At 73.2% G+C, this 23,245-nt stretch carries 19 protein-coding genes and 1 pseudogene; 8 read left to right on the forward strand and 12 right to left on the reverse strand.

The annotated features are described in order from the left end of the window. Nucleotides 1-72: 72 nt before the first annotated feature. Complete coding sequence (locus ACFVGW_RS26905) at nt 73-3,285, reverse strand: tetratricopeptide repeat protein (protein ID WP_385853745.1); 3,213 nt, start codon at nt 3,283-3,285, stop codon at nt 73-75. Between the two features lie 244 nt (nt 3,286-3,529). Between ACFVGW_RS26905 and ACFVGW_RS26910 the strand changes: the two genes are divergently transcribed. Both ACFVGW_RS26910 and ACFVGW_RS26915 read left to right on the forward strand, forming a co-directional pair. Continuing rightward, a complete protein-coding gene (locus tag ACFVGW_RS26910) occupies nt 3,530-3,922 on the forward strand; it encodes a rodlin (protein ID WP_352190113.1) in 393 nt (130 codons plus the stop codon). Between the two features lie 149 nt (nt 3,923-4,071). Next, the gene (locus ACFVGW_RS26915) at nt 4,072-6,102 is read left to right on the forward strand and encodes a thioredoxin domain-containing protein (RefSeq protein ID WP_385853746.1); all 2,031 of its coding nucleotides are present in this window, start codon (nt 4,072-4,074) and stop codon (nt 6,100-6,102) included. 9 nt (nt 6,103-6,111) lie between these two features. Here ACFVGW_RS26915 and ACFVGW_RS26920 read toward each other — a convergent pair whose 3' ends face one another. After that, nucleotides 6,112-7,164: an LCP family protein gene (locus ACFVGW_RS26920; protein WP_385853747.1), complete on the reverse strand. Its 1,053-nt coding sequence runs from the start codon at nt 7,162-7,164 to the stop codon at nt 6,112-6,114. A gap of 153 nt (nt 7,165-7,317) precedes the next feature. Between ACFVGW_RS26920 and ACFVGW_RS26925 the strand changes: the two genes are divergently transcribed. The 3 genes and pseudogenes from ACFVGW_RS26925 to ACFVGW_RS26935 form a co-directional block, all read left to right on the forward strand. Beyond that, nucleotides 7,318-7,521 carry a hypothetical protein gene (locus tag ACFVGW_RS26925; protein ID WP_383778796.1) on the forward strand — a complete coding sequence of 68 codons (204 nt, stop codon included), beginning with the start codon at nt 7,318-7,320 and terminating at the stop codon, nt 7,519-7,521. A gap of 181 nt (nt 7,522-7,702) precedes the next feature. After that, nucleotides 7,703-7,936 carry a chaplin gene (locus tag ACFVGW_RS26930; RefSeq protein WP_385853748.1) on the forward strand — a complete coding sequence of 78 codons (234 nt, stop codon included), beginning with the start codon at nt 7,703-7,705 and terminating at the stop codon, nt 7,934-7,936. Between the two features lie 279 nt (nt 7,937-8,215). Beyond that, nucleotides 8,216-9,191, forward strand: a pseudogene (locus tag ACFVGW_RS26935) (glycoside hydrolase family 26 protein); the annotation flags it as partial. Nucleotides 9,192-9,892: 701 nt separating this feature from the next. Here ACFVGW_RS26935 and ACFVGW_RS26940 read toward each other — a convergent pair. From ACFVGW_RS26940 to ACFVGW_RS26980, 9 genes are all read right to left on the reverse strand, one after another. Further along, a complete protein-coding gene (locus ACFVGW_RS26940) occupies nt 9,893-11,065 on the reverse strand; it encodes a GNAT family N-acetyltransferase (RefSeq protein ID WP_385853749.1) in 1,173 nt (390 codons plus the stop codon). After that, on the reverse strand, nt 11,062-11,733 hold the full coding sequence (locus tag ACFVGW_RS26945) for a lipopolysaccharide biosynthesis protein (protein WP_385853750.1): 672 nt from the start codon (nt 11,731-11,733) through the stop codon (nt 11,062-11,064). The genes ACFVGW_RS26940 and ACFVGW_RS26945 overlap by 4 nt, the downstream gene beginning before the upstream one ends. Nucleotides 11,734-11,740: 7 nt before the next feature. Further along, nucleotides 11,741-12,874, reverse strand: a complete 1,134-nt coding sequence (locus ACFVGW_RS26950) for a glycosyltransferase (protein WP_383312412.1) — start codon at nt 12,872-12,874, stop codon at nt 11,741-11,743. Beyond that, a complete protein-coding gene (locus ACFVGW_RS26955; RefSeq protein ID WP_385853751.1) occupies nt 12,871-13,641 on the reverse strand; it encodes a polysaccharide deacetylase family protein in 771 nt (256 codons plus the stop codon). Before ACFVGW_RS26955 ends, ACFVGW_RS26950 begins: the two co-directional genes overlap by 4 nt. Continuing rightward, nucleotides 13,610-15,325 carry a lipid II flippase MurJ gene (locus tag ACFVGW_RS26960; RefSeq protein WP_385853752.1) on the reverse strand — a complete coding sequence of 572 codons (1,716 nt, stop codon included), beginning with the start codon at nt 15,323-15,325 and terminating at the stop codon, nt 13,610-13,612. Before ACFVGW_RS26960 ends, ACFVGW_RS26955 begins: the two co-directional genes overlap by 32 nt. Nucleotides 15,326-15,803: 478 nt before the next feature. Further along, on the reverse strand, nt 15,804-17,120 hold the full coding sequence (locus tag ACFVGW_RS26965) for an O-antigen ligase family protein (RefSeq protein WP_385853838.1): 1,317 nt from the start codon (nt 17,118-17,120) through the stop codon (nt 15,804-15,806). Between the two features lie 2 nt (nt 17,121-17,122). Then, nucleotides 17,123-18,562, reverse strand: coding sequence for a sugar transferase (locus ACFVGW_RS26970; RefSeq protein ID WP_385853753.1), 1,440 nt, complete (start codon nt 18,560-18,562; stop codon nt 17,123-17,125). Further along, nucleotides 18,559-19,695, reverse strand: a complete 1,137-nt coding sequence (locus ACFVGW_RS26975; RefSeq protein ID WP_385853754.1) for a glycosyltransferase — start codon at nt 19,693-19,695, stop codon at nt 18,559-18,561. Before ACFVGW_RS26975 ends, ACFVGW_RS26970 begins: the two co-directional genes overlap by 4 nt. A 1-nt stretch (nt 19,696) precedes the next feature. Beyond that, nucleotides 19,697-19,822, reverse strand: a complete 126-nt coding sequence (locus ACFVGW_RS26980) for a hypothetical protein (protein ID WP_385853755.1) — start codon at nt 19,820-19,822, stop codon at nt 19,697-19,699. Between the two features lie 559 nt (nt 19,823-20,381). On the opposite strand from ACFVGW_RS26980, the gene ACFVGW_RS26985 reads away from it, so the two are divergent. From ACFVGW_RS26985 to ACFVGW_RS26995, 3 genes are all read left to right on the forward strand, one after another. Continuing rightward, on the forward strand, nt 20,382-20,621 hold the full coding sequence (locus ACFVGW_RS26985; protein ID WP_385853756.1) for a chaplin: 240 nt from the start codon (nt 20,382-20,384) through the stop codon (nt 20,619-20,621). 260 nt (nt 20,622-20,881) lie between these two features. Then, complete coding sequence (locus tag ACFVGW_RS26990) at nt 20,882-21,457, forward strand: hypothetical protein (RefSeq protein ID WP_385853757.1); 576 nt, start codon at nt 20,882-20,884, stop codon at nt 21,455-21,457. A gap of 245 nt (nt 21,458-21,702) precedes the next feature. After that, on the forward strand, nt 21,703-21,966 hold the full coding sequence (locus ACFVGW_RS26995) for a hypothetical protein (RefSeq protein ID WP_383225242.1): 264 nt from the start codon (nt 21,703-21,705) through the stop codon (nt 21,964-21,966). Between the two features lie 684 nt (nt 21,967-22,650). Here the strand turns inward: ACFVGW_RS26995 and ACFVGW_RS27000 are convergent. Continuing rightward, nucleotides 22,651-22,956 carry a hypothetical protein gene (locus ACFVGW_RS27000; protein WP_385853758.1) on the reverse strand — a complete coding sequence of 102 codons (306 nt, stop codon included), beginning with the start codon at nt 22,954-22,956 and terminating at the stop codon, nt 22,651-22,653. Nucleotides 22,957-23,245: the final 289 nt, after the last annotated feature.

Here is a 23,245-nt window from a genome sequence, read left to right on the forward strand (position 1 = left end):
GGCCCTCCCCCGAGGAGGGCCCGCGCCGCGGCGACCCCGGGCGCACACCGCCTTCCGCGGCCGCTTCCGCGGCTACGCCACCTCCACCGGGACGCCCATCACCTCCCGGGCGTGGCGGTTCGGCACCATGCCCAGATCCCAGGCCTGCCAGCCGGCGTCCAGCTGGACGCCCCGCTCCAGGACGAGGGCGTACGCCTCCGCGCAGTCCTCGACCTTGCCGTCCCGCGTCGGATGGCGGTCCCGGCGCAGCAGCGCCAGCTCCTCCTGCGCCACCGCCGTACCCACCTCCACGCCGCCCGGTGAGGCGTACGGGAGCAGCGTGCAGCGCAGGAAGCGGGCCCAGTCGGCGCCCCTGCGGTCGCCGTACGACAGGAAGAGCCGTTCCGACTCCCCGCACAGCTCCAGGGCCTGCGCCGCCTTGCCGTTCCCCGCGTCCACGATCGCCAGCTCCAGGCAGGTCCAGGCCTCGCCGTGAGCCACGCCGACGCGGTGGAAGTCCGCCCGGGCGTCCACCAGGAGCTGCCGGGCGAAGCCGGAGTTGCGCAGGTTGCCGGTCTGCGCCGCCCGCTGGTCGCGGGTGACCCGCCCCGAGTGGTGCCGGGCGCAGGCGAGCCCGTACACGTCCCGCATCCGGGAGAACATCGTGCGGGCCCGCTCCAGCTCCCGCACCGCCTTGTCCAGGTCCCCTCGCTCCTCGAGCGCGTGCCCCAGGTAGTACAGCGTCCAGGCCTCGCCCCGCGCGTCCTCCTGGTCGCGGTGGCGGGCGAGCGCCTGCCGCAGGCCCTCGACCGCCGGCGCCACCTCGCCCTCGACGAGCCGGGCGCGGGCCAGCTGGGTCAGCGCCCACGCCTCGCCGCGCCCGTCGCGGGTCCGCCCGTACAGGTCGAGCGCGCGCAGCAGCTCGGCGTCGGCCCGCTCCACGTCGCCCATGCGCAGGCACACCTGGCCCAGCTGGAAGTGCGCCCAGGCCTCGCCGTGCACCGACTCGTGCTCCCGGTGCAGCTCCAGGGCCCCGTGCAGCAGGGTCAGCGCCTCGGCCAGGTTCGCCCGGTCCCGCTCGACCGCCGCGAGGGCGTGCAGGGTCCAGCCCCGGTCGGCCGCGAGCGACTCCGGCTCCTGGAGCGCCAGGGCCTCCCGCAGCTTCGCCGACGCCTCCGTCAGATTGCCCTGGTGGTGCAGCGTGATCCCGAGCGAGCAGAGCGCGAGCGCGGCCCCGGCGTCCTGGTGCGCCTCCTGGTAGAGGGAGACCACCGAGGTCAGCGTGGTGCGCGCCTTGTCGAGCTCGCCGAGCTGCCGGGCCGCGATACCGGTCCGCCACTGCACCGACCGGGACAGCAGCCCCTGCCCGACGGCGTCGGTCAGCTCGTTGATCTCCCCGAGCCGGTAGAGGTCGCCGCGCAGCAGGCAGTAGTCGCAGAGCGCGCCGAGCAGGTTCAGCACGGCCTGCTGGTCGACGCCCTCCGCGAGCCGCAGGGCCGCCGTGATGAAGCTCGACTCGTCGTCCAGCCAGCGCAGCGCGGCCTCCAGCGAGCTGAAGCCGTGCCCGTCGAACCGGTCCGCGCGCGTCGACATCTTGCCGTCGACCATGCGGATCACCGCGTCCGCGAGCTCCGCGTAGTTCTGGATCAGCCGCTCCTGCGCCGCCGCGATCGACGCCGCGTCCTCCTCGTCCGTGAGCCGGGCCGCCGCGAAACCGCGCACCGCGTCGTGCAGCCGGTACCGCTCTCCCCGGACATGGTCCAGAAGACCGGCCCGGGCCAGTTCCGCGAGGAGCCGGGCCCCGTCCTGCCCGCTGCCGCCGAACAGCGCCCCCGCCGCGGCCGCGCCCAGCGAGGCCCTCCCGGCCAGTGCGAGCCGCCGCAGCAGCCGCCGTCCGTCCTCGTCGAGATCGGTGAAGTACCGCACGGAAAGCGCCCGTTCGAGCGGTTCCGGGCCCCATCCGGGGCGGGCGAGCAGGTGCGCCAGATCGCTCATCGAGCGGCGGCCCAGCGAGGAACCGGCGACCCGCAGCGCCAGCGGCAGCCCGCCGCACAGCTCCCGGATCTCCTCGAACGCCTCGGAGTCGTACGGCCCCGGGTCCGGCGCCCAGGCCGCCTCCCGCAGCAGCTCCTCCGCCCCCGCCGCGTCCAGCGCCGCCACCGGCAGCGCGTGCACCGACGCCGGAACGTCCCCGCCCAGGTCCAGCGGTTCCCGGCAGGTCACCAGGACCAGGCTGTCCGAGCGCTCGGGCAGCAGCGTGCGGACCTGCTCCGCCTCCACCGCGTCGTCCAGTATCACCGTCACCGCGAGCCCGGTCAGATGCTGGTGGTACAACTCGGCCAGCCTGCGCACCTGTTGCTCCGCCGAGGAGCGCTCACGGAACAGCAGCTGCTCGCGCGGCGCGCCCAGCCGGTTCAGCAGGTGCAGCAGCGCCTCCCGGGTCGTCAGCGGCTTCTCGCCGCGTGTCCCGCCCCGCAGGTCCACCACGCACGCCCCGCGGAACTGGTCCCGCAGCGCGTGCGCCGCCCGTAAGGCGAGCGTCGTCCGGCCCGCTCCCTGCTCCCCGTGGAGCATCACCACCGTCGGCCGGGTGATGGTCGACGCCCGCCCGGCCTGCACCCACTGGGTGATCTGGGCCAGCTCGGTCCGCCGGCCCGCGAACGGCCCTCCCGGGTCGGGCAGATGGCCGAAGGACTGCTCCAGAACGGTCCGCCGGCGGGCCGCCGCGCTGCGGTCGGCGCCGCGCAGCTGGGACACGACCTTCTGCGCGGGCGGCTGCGTGGTGGCGATCAGCACGCGCTGCTGATCGATGAACGGCCGTACGCCCCGGACGTCGAGCGCCGTCAGCCACTGCAGCCGCAGCTGCTCGGGGCCGCCCGGCTGGCCCAGGGCGCCCACCCGGCGGTGCGCGGCGGGCCAGTGCCCCGCCGTCACCTTCAGAACGGTCGCCGCCGCGCCCGTCACCGCCACCACGGCCCCGGCGGCCAGCGCCGTCCCGGCCGCCGTGCCGAGCGCCAGGTCCGCGCCGAAGGCGGCGACCGCCGCGACGGCGGTGACCAGCGAGGGCGTTCCCACCGCGGCTCTGCTGAATCGATCCCCCAGCGACCGGTGGGCCGCCTCCGTCTCCTCCAGGGCCCGCAGATAGGCCGTGTACTCCTCGCCCGCACTCGCCGCCATGGTGTCCAGCGCGGTCCGGCCGCGTGCCAGCAGAGCCGTGGCGTCGAGGCGGCCGCCGGAGCGCCGCACCTCCTCCTCCACGGCGCGTGCCAACAGCCGTTCGGCTTCGGCCCGGTGGCTGTCCCGCATGTACGTCCCCCTCCGAGAGCTTCCGCTTCCGGCCCCAAGTGTCCTGCGGGACGCGCGTCGGCGCGAGGGAGCGGGGATGATCGGCGTCCCGAACGCCTGCCCCTCGACACGGCGTCCGATGGCGTTCATCTGCCGAATACCGCGTCCGGGTGACGCCCCGGAACCAATCCTCCGGAGGGCAGTTGATCAGCGTGCTTCGGCTAACGGAGCATTTCAGGGCCCTCGAGCTCAAGAAGGAAGACTCGTGATCAAGAAGGTTCTTGCTACGGCGGCGGTTGCGGCTTCGGTCGTCGGTGTGACGGCGACCGCTGCGTCGGCGGCCGGCAACGACGGCGGCAGCGCCAACATCATCGGCAACACGTCGAAGCAGTCGATCGGCAGCAACTCCACCGGTGGCTACATGAGCCCGAACTTCGGTCTCGTCAACGGTGGCGTCCTGCACTGCTTCGACATCCAGAAGATCCAGGCGCAGGTCCCGGTCGGCGTCATCGCCGTCCCGGTCGCCGTCCAGGACGTCCTCGGCAACCCGATGTCGAACCAGACCTGCACCCAGAACTCCGTGCAGCAGAAGGGCGACGACGCCCTGTCGCACATCCTGGGCGAGGTTCTGTCCCAGAACGGGAACGTCGGCGGCTGAGTCCGACCGCACCGCTGAAAACGGCCCCGTTCCCCGCATTCGACCTGCGGGGAACGGGGCCGCTTTCCGTATCACTATCACTGCCCCGTTCGCGCGCCGCCACCCGTGGCGTACGACCGGGGTCTTGTCGTGTGCGCGAGGATGGAGACATGCCGAACAGACTGGCCCATGAAACGTCCCCCTATCTCCTGCAGCACGCCGACAACCCGGTCGACTGGTGGCCGTGGTCGGCCGAGGCGTTCGAGGAGGCGCGGCGCCGTGACGTTCCCGTGCTGCTCAGCGTCGGCTACAGCAGTTGTCACTGGTGCCATGTGATGGCCCACGAGTCCTTCGAGGACGAGGCCACCGCCGCCCAGGTCAACGAGCACTTCGTCGCCGTCAAGGTCGACCGCGAGGAGCGCCCCGACGTCGACGCGGTCTACATGGAGGCCGTGCAGGCGGCCACCGGCCAGGGCGGCTGGCCGATGACCGTCTTCCTCACGCCCGACGCGGAGCCCTTCTACTTCGGTACGTACTTCCCGCCCGAGTCCCGGCACGGCATGCCCTCCTTCGGTGACGTCCTCGACGGCGTCACCCGCGCCTGGACCGACCGCCGCGAGGAGGTCGGCGAGGTCGCGGCGAAGATCGTCGAGGACCTGTCCGCCCGCTCGCTCGCCTTCGGCGGCGACGGTGTGCCGGGCGAGCAGGAGCTCTCGCAGGCGCTGCTCGGCCTGACGCGTGAGTACGACAGCCGCAGCGGCGGTTTCGGCGGGGCGCCGAAGTTCCCGCCGTCGATGGCGCTGGAGTTCCTGCTGCGCCACCACGCCCGTACGGGAGCCGAGGGCGCCCTGCAGATGGCCGCCGACACCTGCGAGGCGATGGCGCGGGGCGGGATCTACGACCAGCTCGGCGGCGGCTTCGCCCGCTACTCCGTGGACCGCGAGTGGGTCGTCCCGCACTTCGAGAAGATGCTCTACGACAACGCCCTGCTGTGCCGGGTGTACGCGCATCTGTGGCGGACCACCGGCAGCGACCTGGCCCGCCGGGTCGCCCTGGAGACCGCCGACTTCCTGGTCCGCGAACTGCGCACCCCCGAGGGCGGTTTCGCCTCCGCGCTCGACGCGGACAGCGCCGACGCCACGGGCAGGCACGTCGAGGGCGCCTACTACGTGTGGACCCCGGCCCAGCTCGCCGAGGTGCTCGGCGAGGAGGACGCCGACTTCGCCGCGCGGTACTTCGGCGTCACCGACGAGGGCACCTTCGAGGAGGGCGCCTCCGTCCTGCAGCTTCCCCAGGACGCCGGTGTCGCCGACGCGGACCGCGTCTCCTCCGTCCGGGAGCGGCTGCTCGCCGCCCGTGACCTGCGCGAACGTCCCGGCCGCGACGACAAGATCGTCGCCGCCTGGAACGGCCTCGCGATCGCGGCCCTCGCCGAGACCGGCGCCTTCTTCGACCGGCCCGATCTGGTCGAGCGTGCCACGGACGCCGCCGACCTGCTCGTACGGCTCCACATGAGCGAGGGCGCGCGGCTCTTCCGTACCTCCAAGGACGGCAAGGCCGGCGCCAACGCCGGGGTCCTGGAGGACTACGCCGATGTCGCCGAGGGCTTCCTCGCGCTCGCCGGGGTGACCGGCGAGGGCGTCTGGCTGGAGTTCGCGGGCTTCCTGCTCGACATCGTCCTCGACCAGTTCGTCGCCGAGGGCGGGGCGATGTACGACACGGCCCACGACGCCGAGGCGCTGATCCGCCGACCCCAGGACCCCACCGACAACGCGACGCCCTCCGGCTGGACGGCCGCCGCCGGCGCGCTCCTCTCGTACGCCGCCCACACCGGCTCCGAGGCGCACCGTTCCGCCGCCGAGCGCGCGCTCGGCGTGGTCAAGGCGCTGGGCCCGCGCGCGCCGCGGTTCATCGGCTGGGGCCTGGCCACGGCGGAGGCCCTGCTCGACGGCCCCCGCGAGATCGCGGTGGTCGGCCCCGACGGCGACGACGCCCTGACCCGGGCCCTGCACCGCACCGCGCTGCTGGGTTCGGCGCCGGGAGCCGTGGTCGCCGTCGGAGCCCCGGACAGTGAGGAGTTCCCCCTGCTCAAGGACCGTCCGCTGGTGGTCGGCGGAGCCGCCGCGTACGTCTGCCGCCACTTCACCTGCGACGCGCCGACGACGGACCCCGCCGACCTGGCCCACGCGCTCTCCCGCTGAGGACAGCCGTCACGGACAGACGAGGGAGGCGCCTCCGGCCGGCCGGTAGTCGCCCAGACCCCGCGGGATCTCGCTCGTGGAGTCGGGGCGGGCCTTCGGCAGCGGCCGGTCGGAGCGCAGCGCCTCGAACACCTCCTCGGCGTGCTCCTCGTCCACCGCGACGGAGGACCCGACGCCCGCGATGAGGGGGTTGAAGCGGCGGATCGGCACCATCGCGAACTCCATACGGTCCGGGGTGAGGTTCCGCAGCCGCGATCCGAGGACGAGCATCTCGGTGACGGTCAGGGAGCGTTCGACCGGAGCCGTGCCCCGCAGGGTGGCGGCGAGCAGCCGCAGCCGGGTGGGGGCGGCCAGGTCCGCCCGGATCGTCTTCAGCGTGTTGGCGACGAACCTCTGCTGCTTCTGGATCCGGCCGAAGTCCATCTTCCCGTCGGCGCGCCGCGACCGCACGTACTGGAGCGCCTCGCCGCCGCCGACGCGACGGGTGGTGCCCGCCGCCAGGTCGAGCCCTGTGACGTGGTCCTTGAGCGGTGTGTCGGTGCAGATCGGCACCCCGCCCTCGACGCGGTTCACACCGTCGACGAAGCGCCGGAAGTCGATCTCCAGATAGCGGTGGACGGGCGTGCCCGTCATTCGCTCGACGGCCTCGATCGTGAACGCGGGCCCGCCCTCCGTATGGGCCGCGTTGATCTTCGCCGGGTGTGGCTTGTGCGTCTTGCCCGTCCGCCGGTCGACGTGGTCCCGGGCGAACTCGGTGAGCGAGTCGCGGGGCAGACTCACCACGCTCACCCGGTCGTTCGCGGCCGAGATGTGCACCAGCATCATCACGTCGGTGCAGTCGCAGCCCTTGCCACCGGCGTGATAGCGCTTCAGCTCCGCGGCCGTGAGGCCCTCCCGGCTGTCCACCCCGGCCACCAGGACGGTGAGCCCGTGCCGGGGGGCCGGCAGGGTCGGCAGGGTCGGCAGGGCCGGGGCGCCGGCGATCGCCCCCGACGCGAGGGTGACGAGCGCCGCGGAGGCGAACACGAGCCGGCCGGGGCGGCGGAATTTCCTGACGGTCACGGGGGCACACCACCTGACTCCGAGAAATGAGATGAGCGCACGATAGGCCTATATGCCTCGCACACAGGTTCCCGACGCGACATGGTGCGGACGGAATCACTCGGCTGCGGGCGGTGTGTAATGATGCGAGAACCGCAGTGGATGGGAGGGAAGATGGCACCCGATCCCGGGAAATGGGAACGGATGGCCTTCATTCCGAAGAGCCGTTATGTGGCGGACCCGCCACCCGCCGACAGGGGACCCTTCCCCGTCTATTCCTCGCTGGTCCAGCAGTGGGCCCTGGCCGGCCGCACGGTACCGGGGATGCCCGACCGCGAATGGGAACGGCTGGTCTCGACGCCGGTCTGGCCGCGATGACGCGCCCGCGAGAGGCCTCGGCTCAATGGAGTGAATACCGGCCGGTCAGCGATAAGCCGGTTTCCTTTTCGGGGCATGGTCGTTGTGATGTGTGCGGCGGAGGCCGGGAGACTTCTTGGTCCACCGGCGATTCGCGAAATCCGTGAGAAATTCCGTCCGCCGCGGAAGGGACGTAAGAGAAATGAAGTGCAAGAAGGCCGCGGTCGTCGTCGCCGGACTGTTCATGGCCCTGGGTGCCGCCGCCCCCGCGATGGCGGACGCCGACGCGTACGGCGCGGCCATCGGTTCGCCGGGCGTTCTGTCCGGGAACGTCGTCCAGGTTCCGATCCACGCTCCCGTCAACGTCTGCGGCAACTCCGTGAACGTGATCGGGGTCCTGAACCCGGCCGCCTTCAACACCTGCATCAACGCCTGACGCACGCTCAGGGCCGGTCCCCGGAGAGTCTTTCGACACCCGGGGACCGGCCCTTCGTCATGTCCGCGGCCGGCGTCCGCGCCGGGAACGACACGGCTTTCCTTCCTTTGCGTGCCCCAACCGGGCGATGAAATACACCAATGGACTACTGATCAGGTCGGTGCCGCGTTCACGGTCGGCTCATTAGGAATACTTTCCGAGTATCGGACTGACGGTGCATCAAGCGGCGCGGATCGTGAAGGAGTGGCCATGACCAACAGGAAGCGGAAAGCATCGAGAATGTGGCTGGGGGTGTTCACCGCAGGTCTCCTCGCCTCAGGTTCCGTCGTGCTGTCCTCTCCCGTCCACGCCGCCGAATCCGTAACGACACGGGACCCCGAACCGACTGTGTCCACCGCACTGGGCGCGTTCCTCGAATCGGGGCCGCCCGGCGTCGGCCGGATCGGCCAGCTCGAGCGATGGCTCGGCGGGCGGGAACTCCGCGTCGGCCACACCTACCTCCCGGGCGACCTCTGGTCGAACATCGAGAGCCCGCCCGGCTTCCTGGACGCCTGGGCGGACTGGCGCAACGAGCGGGCCGACCGGATGTTCGTCCTGAACGTCCCGATGCTGGAGCGGAACGAGGCCGGGGTCTCCGACCACGAGGTCCGCCGCCAGCTCCAGCTCGGCGCGGCGGGCTACTACGACCACCACTTCAAGAAGCTGGCCGAGCGGCTCGTCGGCCTGAAGGCCAAGGACACCGTCATCGTCCTCGGCTGGGAGATGAACGGCACGACGTACACCCACCGGTGTGCGCCCGATCCCACGTCGTGGAAGAAGTACTGGACGCGGATCGTCACCGCCATGCGGTCCGTTCCCGGCCAGGAGTTCCGCTTCGACTTCAACCCGAGCCGGGGTACGGACGCCATTCCGTGGACGGAGTGCTATCCGGGTGACGACGTGGTCGACATCATCGGCATGGATTCGTACGACCAGCCGGCCGGATCGGACTTCGACCGGCACATCGACGAGCCGTACGGGCTGCAGAAGCAGGTGGATTTCGCGGCCGAGCACGGCAAGGAGATCTCCTATCCGGAATGGGGTCTCTTCCGGAACGGCGACAATCCCGAGTACATGCGGCGGATGCTCGAATGGATCGACGAGCACCAGCCGCTGTACCACACGATCACGGACTACTGCCCGCACGGCGTCTGGCAGTGCGCCAACAACCCGAAGTCCTCGCAGGTGTTCCGGCAGATGCTGATGGGCACCGAGCCGGAGGTCCCGGAGGTGCCGGAGGTCCCGACGGAGCCCGAGGTTCCCGAGGTACCTGAGGTTCCCGAGGTGCCGGAGATCCCGGCCGAGCCCGAGCTGCCGGAGCTTCCGGCCGAACCGGGGTACCCGGAGATCCCGGAGGTCCCGGAGTATCCGGAGATCCCCGAACTCCCGGAGATCCCGGCCGAGCCCGAACTCCCGGAGATCCCGGCCGAGCCCGAGATCCCGGAGCTGCCGGCGCAGCCCGGGGAGCCGACGGTCCCCGAGCCGAAGCCGCAGGTCCCGCCGAAGCCCGAGCCGAAGCCGGAACCGAAGCCGGAACCGAAGCCCGAGCCGAAGCCCGAGCCCAAGCCGGAACCGAAGCCGGAACCGAAGCCCGAGCCGAAGCCCGAGCCCAAGCCCGAGCCGAAGCCCGAGCCCAAGCCGGAACCCAAGCCGGAACCGAAGCCCGAGCCCAAGCCGGAGCCCAAGCCCGAGCCGAAGCCGGAACCGAAGCCGGAGCCAAAGCCCGAGCCGACGCCGGGCTGCTGGAACGTGGGGCTCGGGTCGTGGGTCGAGAACTGGCTCGGCGGGCCCGTCTGCGTCCCCGAGGAGAGCTGGAAGGACGAGGGCGCCCTGGGCCTCGGCGACAGCGACGACTGGGAGGGACTACTCAACGGCGTCTGGCCCTTCTGACGCCGTCCCGCGCGGCGGCGGGGGAGATCATCCTCCGCCGCCGCGCGGCCGTCCCGGCAGCCGTTCGACCGCCCGCCGCACCCAGGCCCGTTCCCGGGCCTGCCGTGCCGCCCAGCGCCTGCCGTCCGCCGCGCCCGCGCGCAGCCACAGCAGCGGAGCCGTACCCCGGCCGGTCAGCATCAGCCGCTGGTTGGGTACGGTCTCCGGCCGCCAGTGGCGCTTGTACGGTTCGTTCCCCCGCAGCAGGCTCAGCACCGCCCGCCCGCTCTCACCGGCCTCCCGGGCCCCGTGCCGCAGCAGCATCGTCGCCACGTCGACCTTCCGGGCGCGCAGCTCGGGATCGGCACCGTAGAGGTAGCCGCCCGCGAGGCGGGGCGACATCAGGGTCAGGTCGGCCGCGACGACGTCTCCGCCCAGCCGGAACTCCGTCACCCGCGCGTCCCCGCCCTCGACCATCGGCCGCACGGCCCGCGCGAGATGCTGCGCGAACCGGTCGCTGGTGTGCTCGGCGGTCACGTTCCGCCCCTGCCACTGAAGCCGGTGCAGCCGCAGCAGCCGGTCGAGCGCGGCCGGCACCTCGTCCCCGGGCACGATCCGCTCGTCGATCCCGAGCGCGTCCAGCTTGCGCAGCTTCGCCCGCACCCGCTGCTGGGCCTTGCCCGTGGGGATCCGTGCGAGGAGGGCGTCCATCGGCTGGGCGGGGAGCTCCAGACAGAGCGAGTCCCGGAGCCGTCGGCGCGGCCCCCGCCAGCGCGCGAACACCTGCTCGGCCGACGCCCCGGGGCGGACCTCGCGCAGATCGATCACCGCGCCGCGCGCCACCCCGGCCAGCGCATCGGCCAGCGCGGCAGCGGCCCCGGGGCACGCGTCGTCGAGCAGGACGTCCGTGAAGTCGGTGATCGCGCCGCCCAGCTGGGTGAGGACCGGGAGCGGGCCCCGGGCGCGCATCAGGGGCGCCGCCGCTACCAGTTCGCCGTCCTCCCGCCGTACGAGCACGACCCGCAGGGCGCCCGGCCTGCCGTACGACACCCACCAGGAGTGCAGCCAGGAGTGGGACTGGAAGGGAGTGGCCGTGGAGCAGCGGGCGTACAGCGACGCCCACCGCTCGCCGAGCCGGCCGAACTCCGCGCCGTCCCGGCAGACCTCGGTTCTCCAGCCGTCCCCCGACCCGCCGTCCCCCTGCACACGATCCCCCGTCACACCGTCTCCGACGCCGGTTCGGGCTGGGTCCTGCCCGCCGCCGGGCCGGGAACGGAGGCCGCGGCCGGCCGGGAGTGCCGGGCTTCCGCGCGTGCCGCGCGCCGGGGGCGTACGAGCAGCGCCAGACCGCCGAGCAGTCCGCCCCCGCAGCCGCCGACGAGCGCCGAGAGGGAGGCGGACGGCGAGACGGGCGCCACCGGCTTGGTCGCCCGGGCGAACTGCACGACCTTCACGCCCGTGCTCCCCGAGACCTGCGTGCTGTCGAGGATCAGGGCGCGAGCGACGCCGTCCGCCATGGCGACGGCCTTGCCCGGGGTGGTGGACCGCGCCGTGAGGGAGATCATCGGCGCGTCGGGGGAGGTCTCGGCCTGCACGCTCTCGCGCAGGGTCGCGGCGGAGACCCCCGACCACACCTGGGCGTCGCCGGTCACCGCGATGTCGGTGGCGACCCTGCCGTACGCCTGGGCGAAGCCGAGCGCGGCGGCCGGGTCGGACTTCTCGCCGGGGACCACGATGACGTAGCTCGTGGCCGCGTACTGCGGGGTCTTCACGGCCCCGTAGCCGCCGCCGAGCACCGCGCCGATCAGCACGGTCGAGGGCAGCACCCACCAGCGGGGGGTGCGCAGGGCCGTCGAGAGACGGGAGCGTTGGGGACTCAGGGAGCTCATCGGTGACTCACTTCGCAAGGAGAGGGGTGCCGTGGACGGCCTGTTCGTAGAGGGACATCAACTGCCGGGCGCTGTGCGCGATGTCGTAGCGGCGGGCCGCGGCGGGCTGCGGCAGCCGGGCGAGCCGGGCCTCGCGGATGCCGCGCAGCGCCGAGATCAGCTCGGGTACGGACTCGCCGACCCGCCGGGCCCCGGGGGCCTCGTCCGGCGGCAGGTCGTCGATCGCCGGGCAGGCCACGTACAGCGCCGGCAGCCCCGCGGCCAGCGCCTCGACGACCGCGAGCCCGAAGGCCTCGTCGGGCGAGGTGGAGACGAAGACGTCCATCGCCGCGAGCAGCGACGGAAGACCGGGGCCGGGCGAGAACGCGGACGGCGGGTCCTCGCAGGCGCCCGGCAGGAGCATCCGGTCGGCGGCCCCGCACTCACGGGCGACGGCGAGGAGCCGTGCGCGCTCCTCCCCCTCGCCGACGAGCAGCAGCCGCGCCTCGGGCACCGATGCCACCGCCCGTACGAGCCGGTCGAAGCGCTTGCCCGGGGCGAGCCGTCCCACGCCGCCGACGACGAACGCGTCCTCCGGCAGGTCGAGCAGCTTCCTGGCCGTCCGGCGCGCGTCCTCGTCGTAGCCGAAGCGGGCCCGCTCGATGCCGTTGGGGACGACCTGGACGCGGGAGGGCGCCACCCCCCACGCCTCCAGACGGCGGGCGACGCTGGGCGAGACGGCGACCGTCGCCGAGCCCAGCCGCTCCGTGGCCCGGTAGAGCGCACGGGTGCCGGACGACAGCGGCCGGCCCTCGATCTGGGTCTCCCCGAGGGAGTGCTCGGTCGCGACGACGGCACGGACGCCGCCGAGGCGGGCGGCGATCCTGCCGTAGACGCACGCCCGGTAGAGATGGGTGTGGACGAGGTCGTACCCGCCCCGGCGGACCAGCCCCGTGAGGCGGGGGAGCGCGCGGAGGTCGCGGTTGCCGGTCATGCCGAGATGTGTGACCGGGACCCCGTCGGACTCCAGGCCGCGGGCGACCGGGCCCGGGTTGGTGAGCGTGACGACCTCGCTGCGGACCGGAAGGTGACGCAGCATCAGCCGGAGCTGCTGCTCGGCGCCACCGATCCCGAGGCCGGTGATGACGTGGAGGACCTTCATGACCCCTCCCGTACGGCGTCGCGACCGCCGTCGCGACCGGACGTCGCCGCGAGACCGGTGCCGAGGCCGTCGCCGTCGTCGAGGTCGCGGACGTGGCGGCGGCGCAGGGGGTGCAGGAGGCGCTTGGCGGCGAGGCGCAAGGGTGTGTCCTGCTCGTCGATGTGCACCCGGGGCAGCGCGTGCGCGCAGGTCAGCGGGCCGGGATCGACGGCGCAGCCGTACCGGTAACCCGCCTCGCGTACAGCCCGCACCGCGCGCGCGTCGATGTGCCCGTACGGGTAGCAGAAGCCGTGCACCGGGCCGCCCGTGATCTCCTCCAGGAGCTCGCGGCTGCGGCGGGTCTCCTCGGCGAGCGTCGCGGCGTCGACCGTGGGCAGCGAGACGTGCCGCATCCCGTGCGAGCCGATCTCCATGCCGGCCTCGGCGACGGCCACGATGCCGTCCTCCGTCAGCAGCGGTTTGCGCGGGCCGTTGTCGTCCCAGGCGTTCTCGCCGCCGATCCGGCCGGGCAGGACGTAGACGGTGGCGGTGAAGCCGTGGCGGCGCAGGAGCGGCAGGGCCGAGTCGGCGAAGTCGGCGTACCCGTCGTCGAAGGTGAGGCCGACGAGTCCCTTCGCGCGGCCCGCCGCCCTCGCGTCGAGCAGCTCGCGCACGGAGACACCGCGCAGCCCCCGGTCGCTGAGCCAGTGCAGCTGCCGGGCGAAGCGCACGGGGGAGACGGTCACCCGGTACGGGTCATCCGTGGTGTCGGCGATCGAGTGGTACATCACCACCCACGGAGGTGGTTGTGGCAGCAGTCGACGGATCGCGGCGGCGCGTGGCGCCGTGGCATCGGGCATGGGCGAGCCTTCGGGACGCGGTGCGGGTGAGGGGAGGGATGTCCGGCGCATGCGCGGAGCAGGCGAGGAGGAGCAGGAAGACGGCGGCGCAGACCGCGCCCGCGACGGCGAGGGAGAGGAGCGCGGGCTCGATCAGGACCGAGCAGAGCCAGCCGGCGGCGGTGGCCCAGGCGGCGGCGGTGGCGAGCCGCAGGAGTCCCGCGCCCAGGTAGCGGATCCGGACCGGGATGGCCTGGCGGCGGGCGCCGAGCAGCATCATCGCGGCGGTGAGCGTGATCCCGAGGGCGTTGGCGGCGGCGATGCCGACGGCGCCCCAGAGGCCGGCGCCGACGACACCGGCGACGGCGGTCGTGGCGAGACCGGCGGCCATGGCGGCGGCCGGGTACCAGAGCGGGCGGGAGGCGGAGAAGTAGCAGCGGACGAGCGTGCCGACCGTCGTCTGACCCAGCAGCCCGAGGGCGTAGACGCGCATCACGGCCGCGGTCGCGGCCGTGTCGGAATGGTCGAACGCGCCGCGCTGGAAGAGGAGTTCGACGATCTGGGGGGCTGCTGCGATGACGGTCGAGGCGCCCATGAGGACGACCACCGCGGCGAGCAGCAGGTCCCGCTCGACACGGCGGCGCGCGCCGTCCGTGTCGCCCGCCGCCATGGCGCGGGCGACGACGGGGAAGCTGACCGTGCACAGCATCAGCGAGAGGATCATCGGCATCTGCGCGACCTTCTGCGCGTAGTTCAGATGCGAGATCGCGCCGGAGGGCAGGGGTGAGGCGAGGAAGCGCTCGATGAGGATCTGGGACTGGCGGGAGACCGTGAAGGCGATGACGGGGGCGATGAGCCCGAGGACGAGCAGCCGTCCGTCGGTGGCCTGCGCGCCGCGCGGCACCTGCCGCCTGCGCCGCAACTCCCGTACGAGGTACGGCGCCTGGACCGCCACCATCAGTACGCCGCCGACGGCGACCCCCGCGGCCGCCGCCCGGACGCCGAAGGGCTCGCGCAGCGCCACGATCGTGCCGATGATGCCGACGTTGTACGCGACGTAGATGGCGGCCGGCGGGAGGAAGGAGCCGTGCGCGCGGAGCGCGGCCGAGCAGTAGCCGGCGAGCGCGAACGTCAGGACGCAGGTCGCGGTCAGCCGGGTGCAGTCGACGGCGAGCCGCGGGTCGGGGAGGCCGGGCGCGAGGGCGGCGACGAGGAGCGGCGCGGCGAGGACGAGGAGGCCGGCGAGGGCGGACATGACGAGCGCGAGCCGGGGCAGCGTGGAGCGTACGAGCGCGCGGACCGCGCCGCGGCGGGTCAGGGCGCGGCTGAACGCGGGCACGAGGATGAGGGCCATCGCGTCCTCGATGAGCAGTGTCGACGCGAACTCGGGAACGGTCCAGGCGACGAGGAACGCGTCGGTCTCCGCCCCGGCACCGAAGTAGCGCGCGAGGCTCTGGTCCCGTACGAGACCGAGTACGGCCCCCGCCGCGGTGAGACCGGCCGTCACGGCCGCGGCCCGCGCGAGGAACCCGCGGGAGCGGGCGGGCTTCGGCGCCCTGTGCCGGGCGCGTCCCCGTGCCGGAGCGCCCGCGTCGCGCGGAGGGCGGGGCCGCCAGTCGCCGGGGTACTCCACGGCCCGGTCCGTGCGGTGGACGAGCGGCTGGACCGCGGTCGCAGCGACACCGGCCCGGGCGCCCGCCGGGCCTGCGCCCGCACCGGGGCGCCGGCCCGGACGCACCGGCGCCGGGCCCGCGGCCTCGGACCACGGGCCGGCCTGCGGCCCGGCCCCGGCGGCTACCCGACCGGGGCCCGGCCGGCCCGTCGCAACCCCCGGGCGCGGACCCGGACCCGGACCCGGACGCGGACCCGGACCCGGACCGGGACGAGGACCCGGACCCCTGCCCTGGCCCACCGAGCCCTGGCCCGCCGGGACTTCGGGGTGCCGGACCGGCTGGGAATCCGGGACCGGGGAGGCCGTACCCGCCCAGCGACGGCCGCCCACCGGGAGATCGGGCATGGGCCACGGGTCCGCCCAGACGGGCGGACCAGCGGCCCCCGGTCCCTCCGGAGCGGGCACCCGGTCCGTGGACTCGGGCTCCCCGCCCCATGGGTCACGCACGCTTCACCTCCGCCAGCGACCACCAGGCCGCGAGCCCGAGGACCACCGACATCAGGACCGTCGAAGGCCCCCCGATGTCCGCGTAGAAGAAGTCGATGAACTGCCACGACAGCACGCCGATGGCGACGAGCCCTGCCCGCCGCACCGCCCCCACCAGCAGCGCGGCCCAGCTGCCCACGAGGGCGAGCAGTCCCAGCAGCCCCTGCTCGCTGAGCACCAGCAGGTACATGTTGTGCGGGGAGAGCAGCGGCTGACGGTGGAACGCGGCGCCCGCGCCCGCCGTGTCGCTGCCCGACGACAGCGCCAGCGAGGCGTGCGAGTCGCGGTACGCGGGGAAGCCCTTGAGCCCCACCCCGGTCAGCGGATCCGACCGCCACATCTCCCCGGCCGCCGCCCACATCGTGTACCGGTCGGTCACCGACTGGTCCGGCGCGCCCGCCACCTGCGTGATGCTGGCGACCCGCTCCTTCACCATGGCCGAACCGACCCCGAACCCGCCCACCAGGACCACCGCCAGCGCACCCGCCGCGAGCGCCACCCGCGCCGCCCGCCGCAGCCCCGACAGCACCAGCTGGATCGCGACCGTCAGCACCGTCGCGATCCACGCGCCCCGGCTGAAGGAGAGCACCAGGGGGACGAACAGCAGCCCGGCGCAGACCAGCGCCGCGGTCCGGGCCCGGCCCCGTCCGCTCCCCAGCGCGATCCCGGTGACGATGACCAGGCCGTACGAGACGACCGTCGCCATCCCCATCACATCCGTCGGGCCGAACGTCCCGACCGCCCGGATGTCCTCGCCCTGGTACGACGCGCCCGTCCCGGTCAGGTACTGCGTGACCCCGACCGCGCCCTGGAGCAGCGCCAGTCCGACCAGTGCCCACGCGACCACCGCGAAGTCCCGCCGGTCGCGGATCATCAGCAGGACGGCGGCCGGGACGAGGACGAAGACCTGCACGTACCGGGCGACCCCCGGCAGGCTCGCCGCCGGGTCGTTCGAGGTGATCGCCGCCAGGCAGATGCCAAGCACCGGCAGCCCGATCACGACCGCGGCCGCGCGGCTCAACGGCCGCGCCCCGCTGCGGACCACCCGCACCAGACAGATCAGCACGAGCAGCCCCGAGGCCGCGTCCGCGATCGTCCCCGTACCGCCGGTGCCGCCCTCCGCGCCGCCACCGGCCGGGACGAGCAGCAGCGCGATCACCGCCAGGACCGGTGACAGCGCCCAGGCCCGGCGCGCCCAGTCCCGTACGCCGGTCCCGGCCGCCCCGGCCGCCCCAGCCGCCCCGGGCAGCGCCCAGGCCCCCGTCGCCATCATCAGCTCCCCGCCGGCCGGACCAGGCCCGCCGCGGTGCGCAGCAGGATCCGGACGTCCTGCCAGAGCGACCAGTGGTCGATGTAGTGGTTGTCGAAGCGGCAGCGGTCCTCGATCGACGTGTCGCCGCGCAGCCCGTTCACCTGAGCCAGGCCCGTCAGCCCGACGGGCATCCGGTGCCGGTCCGCGTAACCGGTGTGCAGACGGCTGAACTGCGTGACGAAGTACGGACGTTCGGGGCGCGGACCGACCAGGCTCATGTCCCCGCGCAGCACGTTCCACAGCTGCGGCAGCTCGTCGAGCGAGGACTTCCGCAGGAAGCCGCCGACCGCGCTCATCCGCCGGTCCGCGGCGACGCTCCACCGGGTCGCCGACTCGGTCTCGTCGGCCGGCCGGATCGTACGGAACTTCAGCAGCGTGAACAGCCGCCCGTGCTGCCCCACCCGCTCCTGCCGGAAGAGCACCCCGGGCCCGTCGGAGAGCCGTACCGCCACCGCGCACAGGAGTAGTACGGGCAGGGCCAGCACGAGCGCGGGACCGGCCAGGACCACGTCCAGCGCGCGCTTCGCACCCTGCCCGGGCCGCTCGTCCAGCGGGACCAGACGACGGCAGGCGTATCCCCACAGGTGGTCGCCCATCGGCCCGTCGTGGTCCCGGCCGCCCACCCGCCAGGTGGTGCAGCCGTAGTGCTGGAAGAGTGTCACCAGGCTGCTGTCGTCGGTCAGGAAGACGGCGTCGCGGACCGTGTTCTGGATGACCGCCCGGTGGATCTCCTCGGACGACGTGAGCACCGGAAGCCCGGGCTCCCCGTCCGGGCGCGACCCGACGATCCCGACCGGCCTGATGCCGTACTCCGGGTGCTGGGCGAGCGCGGCCGCGAGCCTGCGCGCGGCGGCGGGACTGCCGACGACCAGCGCGGAGCGCGGATTCGTCCGGGCCCTGCGCCGGCCGGCGGCGTGCACCGCGGCACGGGCCAGGGCGACGGCAGCGAGCTGTGTCGCGTACGCGGAGCACAGTGCGCCCGGACCGATGGCCAGGGCAGGGGCGAACGCGGCGACGGCCGCCGCGGCCACGCACCAGGCCACACCGGCGCGCGCGGCGAGCGCGGGCAGTTCGTCCAGTACGGAGGCGGTGGCGCCGGACGGCCGGTGCAGGCCCGCGTGGGCGTTGACGGCGAGCACGCACACGGCGACCAGCAGGAACAGCCGGAGCCCGCGCTGCGGTTCGGGCAGCAGCGCGGCCGCGATCAGCACGGCGAGACCGTCGGCCGCGACCAGCGGTACGGCGGTCAGCCGTGGCGGCGCGGGCCGGCGCGGCGGCAGCGGGAGCCGGTCCGGCCTGCCGCGCTGCGGTGCGAGGGAGGCGCGTCCGGGGCCGGGGCCCCGGCCCGCCGAGGGCCAGGGGCCCGGTGAAGGAGGAACGCTGGTGCTTTCCGTAGTCACGGCGAAATCGGCTCTCTGTGCTCGGTGCACCGCACTCCGGCCAGCTCGCGGTACACGTCCGCGACGGCCGCGCCGGTGCGCCGCACATCGAATCTGCTGAGTACGTGTTCGTGGGCCTCGCGGCCCAGGGTCCGTCGCTGCTCCGGCCCGCCGAGCAGGCGGCCGACGGCGGCGGCGAGGGCGGCCGGGTCCTCGGGCGGGACCAGGCACAGGGGTTCGTGGCCGGGCGGCAGGCTCTCGCGCGCCCCGTCCACGTCACTGACCACGACCGGGCGTCCGCTCGCCATCGCCTCCAGGGGTGCGAGCGCCATGCCCTCCCAACGGGACGGCAGCACGACGAGATCGGCCGCCCGGTACCAGGGCGCGGTGTCGTCGACGTTGCCGGTGAACCGCACCGACGGCGGAGCCGCGGCCCTCAGCCGCTCCGCGTCGGGCCCGTCGCCGACCAGGACGAGCCGGGCCGTGGGCACCTGCTCCAGGACGGCGGGCCAGGCGGCGAGCAGGACGTCCTGCCCCTTCTGCCGGCAGAGCCGCCCGACGCAGACGACGGTGAGCCCGTCGTCGGAGCCGTCGGAGCGGATGTCCGCCGCGGTGGCCCCGGACGTTCCGAACCGCTCGACGTCCACACCGTTGTGGATGACCGACCAGGGGGCGCGGACGCCGGCGGCCTCGCCGGTACGGCGTTCCGCCTCGCTGACGCAGACGATCCGGTGCGTCCAGCGCGCCGCCCATCCCTCCCAGCGGCGGGCCACCGCGGCGACGGCGCCGTCGACCGCCTCGAAGGACCAGGCGTGCGGCTGGTACACCGTCGGGACACGGCCGCGCACGACCAGCCGGGCGCAGAGCCCGGCCTTGGCACTGTGCGCGTGGACCAGGGCGGGACGGACCGTACGGATCACCCGCGCGAGCTCGCGGGTCTCGCCGACCAGACGAGGACCCGGGTCGCGCCCGGCCCGCCAGTCGTACGGCTCCGCGCCCTCGGCGCGGACGGCCGAGGCCAGCGCGGTGCCGGGCGGGCACGCGACGGACACCCGCAGCCCCGCCCGGAGCTGGGCGCGCACAAGGTCGACGACGACCCGCGCGACCCCGCCGTCACCGGGCTGGACCGCGTGGAGAACGGAGAAGGAACGCATGTCAGCGCCCGACGTCCGCCTGGAGGAAGAGCGCTCCGGGCCGGACGGCGTCCTGCCCGGCGACGAAGCGGACGTGGAATCGGTCGGCTCCATGGCGCGGCGCACCCCCCAGATCGAAGACGTTCATCACCGCGTCCGTGGAATTGGCGGAATCAGAGAACAGGGGGCTCTCCGATCCGCTCGTCTCCACCGCCGGGTAATCCCCCTTCGGTGGGAGCGCGGTGGCGGAGGCGGCCGGCAGCGCGGCGGACAGGGCCGCACACGACAGACCGCGGCGCACAGCACGAACCGCTGAATTCCGCATAGAAGTTCTCCGCTTTGATGAGAGAAGCAAGGGAACACCCGTGTAGACCGGGGGAGAAGAAGATGTCGACCGCGCGAAAATGATGTTCGCGCGGCTGGACCGCAGGCGACGCTCGGGAACGTTATAGACCCGACGTCGGGCGATAGTAAGCATTAGATGCTCGCCAACGCTAACTCCCGCATCTGCTCGGCAGTTTCCTCGTTGTGCGTGTTGCGCCATTCTTCGGTCAGTAGCTCGAACGACCCTCTTATGGCCCAAAGATCGGTTGAACGTCACCCGTTCGGGAGAGCAACCGATGAATTGCGGAAGCGTTGTTGAAGGAGTCGGGCGGAACCGTCCGTGCCGTATCGCCAGTTCGTCAACAATCGAGGAGCGCTTCTCCATGTCCCGTATCGCGAAGGCTGTAGTCCTGTCCGTGGGTGTCGCCGCGTCCGTCGCGGGGGCCACCGGTGTCGCCGCTGCCGACTCCCTGGCCGAGGGCGCGGCCGTGAAGTCCCCGGGCGTCCTGTCCGGCAACCTCGTCCAGGTCCCGGTGCACGTGCCGGTCAACCTCTGCGGCAACACGGTCAGCGTCATCGGCGCCCTGAACCCGACCTTCGGCAACTCCTGCGCCAACCTCTGATCTCGCACGCCGGATCGTGGTCCTTCCGAGGCCGGCGCGCCGCCCCGTACCGGGGTGGCGCGCCGGCCTTCTGCATCATTCGGACGCACCCTCGTGCGCCGCCCGGTGCAACGGCGCACGCCCCTCGGAGGAGCAGGTCAGACCGGCGGATTCACCCGAACGGAGGGGGTGGCGCTCCGTAGTTCTCCTGTTGCGGAGCGCTATATGTGCAGCGCACGGTGGCCGAGATGTTGTCCGACGCATAAGGAAAAGGAACACATATGCGTCCCCTCGCTTGCAGCCGCCTCACCGTCCTGGCGATAACCGCCACCCTCACCCTCGGCGCGGCCGGAACCGCCGTCGCCGCCGACGAACACCACCCGTCCCGCGTCCCGGCCATGACAGCCGAGGCGCCCCACTCCGAGATCGAGGCGCTCAAGGCGAAGGTCACGACGGCGGTCGACGCCGCCAAGGGCATCACGCCGGCCTCGCGCCCCGGTACCCCGGTCGCCTTCGACGGGGCGACGTCCGCGAAAGCGGCGGCCGCCGACCCCGTCTCCGACGCCCTCGCGGCCGTCCAGAAGGTGATCGCCGATCTCCTCGCAACGGTCACCGGCGGTGTCAGCGGTCTCGTGCCCCAGGTCACCGCGACCGTCACCTCGCTGATCAACTCGGTTCTCTCCGGGGTGCTCGGCGGACTGCCGGCGCTGCCGGAGCTCCCCGTCGAGGTACCCACGCTTCCGGTCGAGCTGCCGGCGGTGGAGGTGCCGGCGGTGGAGCTTCCCGCGACGGAGCTTCCCGAGGTCGAACCGCCCGAGCTGGACCTGCCCGAGCTGGACCTGCCGGTCCGCTGGTAGTTCCGCCTCGCCACCCGACGCCGTGCCGCCCGGTCTCCCCGGACGGCACGGCGTCCGGGTATCCGATGCGCAAATAGCACCGGGTCCAGTCATTCGAGTGCAGTGGAGAGAAATCCCTCCTCTCGGAGTTTCCGTGGAGCGCACCTCTCGTTACAGAAGGCAGAACGACGTACAGGAATCGTCCAAGAGGCCTGTACAGCAAGCGACTTGCTTGCACAGTGACGCCAAGAGGAAGGATTCGATTCATGAAGCCCACCAAGGTTGCCGCGGTCGTCGCCGGTTCTGTGATGGCTCTGGGTGCCGCCGCGCCCGCCATGGCCGCCGAGGCGATGATGCCCACCAGCCTGAACGGTGGTCTCGGGACGCTCGCCAGCGAGGGTCTGAAGACGGACGCGCTGAGCAGCACCACCGACGGCTCCGTCGTGAAGACCGTGGGGGACACCGCCAACCAGCTCAACAAGACGACCCAGAGCGCCCCGCTGCTCGGTGGCCTCCCGGTCGGCGGCTGACCGTCCCTCCCCGCAGGACCGCCTGACCCGCGCCGCCTCCCGGCGCGGCGGACCGCGCACGCGGTCCCGACCCTCCTGGATCGACCCCTCGCTCCGCCTGGCCCCCGGGCGGACGCTTTCGCCGAGCGTATGCCGCCACCCACTGTGATCGGCTGATCGAATGATTTTCAGATCGGCTGCCGTGTGGTCGCGGCTCCCGCGGTGTGCCGCTCCCTAGGCTCTCGCCGACCCCTCACGGAAGGTCGGCCCATGGAGAGACCGAGGGCGGCAGCGCTCGACATCGCGCCGCTGTCCGCGGCGCCGCTGCCCGGTGTCCCTGAGCCTGACGTTCCGTAACCAATGCGTCAGTCGACCGACGCATTGAGTGCGCGGACAGGCCGGCCGGAGCGAGGGGGGTCCCGCCGGTCTCTCCCTTCTCCAGAGGAAGATCGGTATGCGATCCAACATCAGCCGGAAGCTGATCACCGCTGCGGCGACGACGGGCATCCTGTCGCTGACGGGTGGTCTCGCCCTGGCGGCGAACTCCCTGGGCGACGACGGTCGTTCGCCCGACCCCGACGCGGGTCACCACGTCCAGGTCCCCGTCCCCCCGGATCTCTGTGGCGACCACGCGCCGTTCGCCCATGTCCCGCCCTCCGTGGTCGCCGAACTCTGCGGCCCGTCGGGCGAGGAAGAGCCCGGGGGCTACGGGGACGACGAGACCACGCCCCCGACGAAGCCTCCGACGAAGCCGCCGACGACTCCGCCCACGAAGCCGCCGACCAAGCCTCCGACGAAGCCTCCGACGAAGCCGCCGACGAAGCCGCCCACGAAGCCGCCCACGAAGCCTCCGACGAAGCCGCCGACGAAGCCTCCGACGAAGCCTCCGACGACTCCGCCCACGAAGCCTCCGACGAAGCCTCCGACGAAGCCGCCCACGAAGCCTCCGACGAAGCCTCCGACCAAGCCTCCGACGAAGCCTCCGACGAAGCCGCCGACGAAGCCGCCCACGAAGCCGCCGACGTCGTCGCCGAGTCACCCCGGCGGGCCCGGTGGGCCGGGGGAGTCGCACGGTCCCGGCAAGCCCCACCTCCCCGAGACGGGCAGTGACTCGGTGACGATGGGCGCGGCAGCGGTCAGCGCGGCCCTGATCATCGGCGGTACCGTCGTCTACCTCCGTGCCGGGCGCATCGTCGGTGCCGGACGGCGTGAGCGCCGACACTGACGTTCCGCACTGACGGCGCGTCAACGAAGACCCCCACCGTCACCGGTGGGGGTCTTTCACGTTGCTGCAGACAGG

The organism is Streptomyces sp. NPDC127129, from assembly GCF_042671585.1.
In the GTDB taxonomy this organism is placed as follows: domain Bacteria; phylum Actinomycetota; class Actinomycetes; order Streptomycetales; family Streptomycetaceae; genus Streptomyces.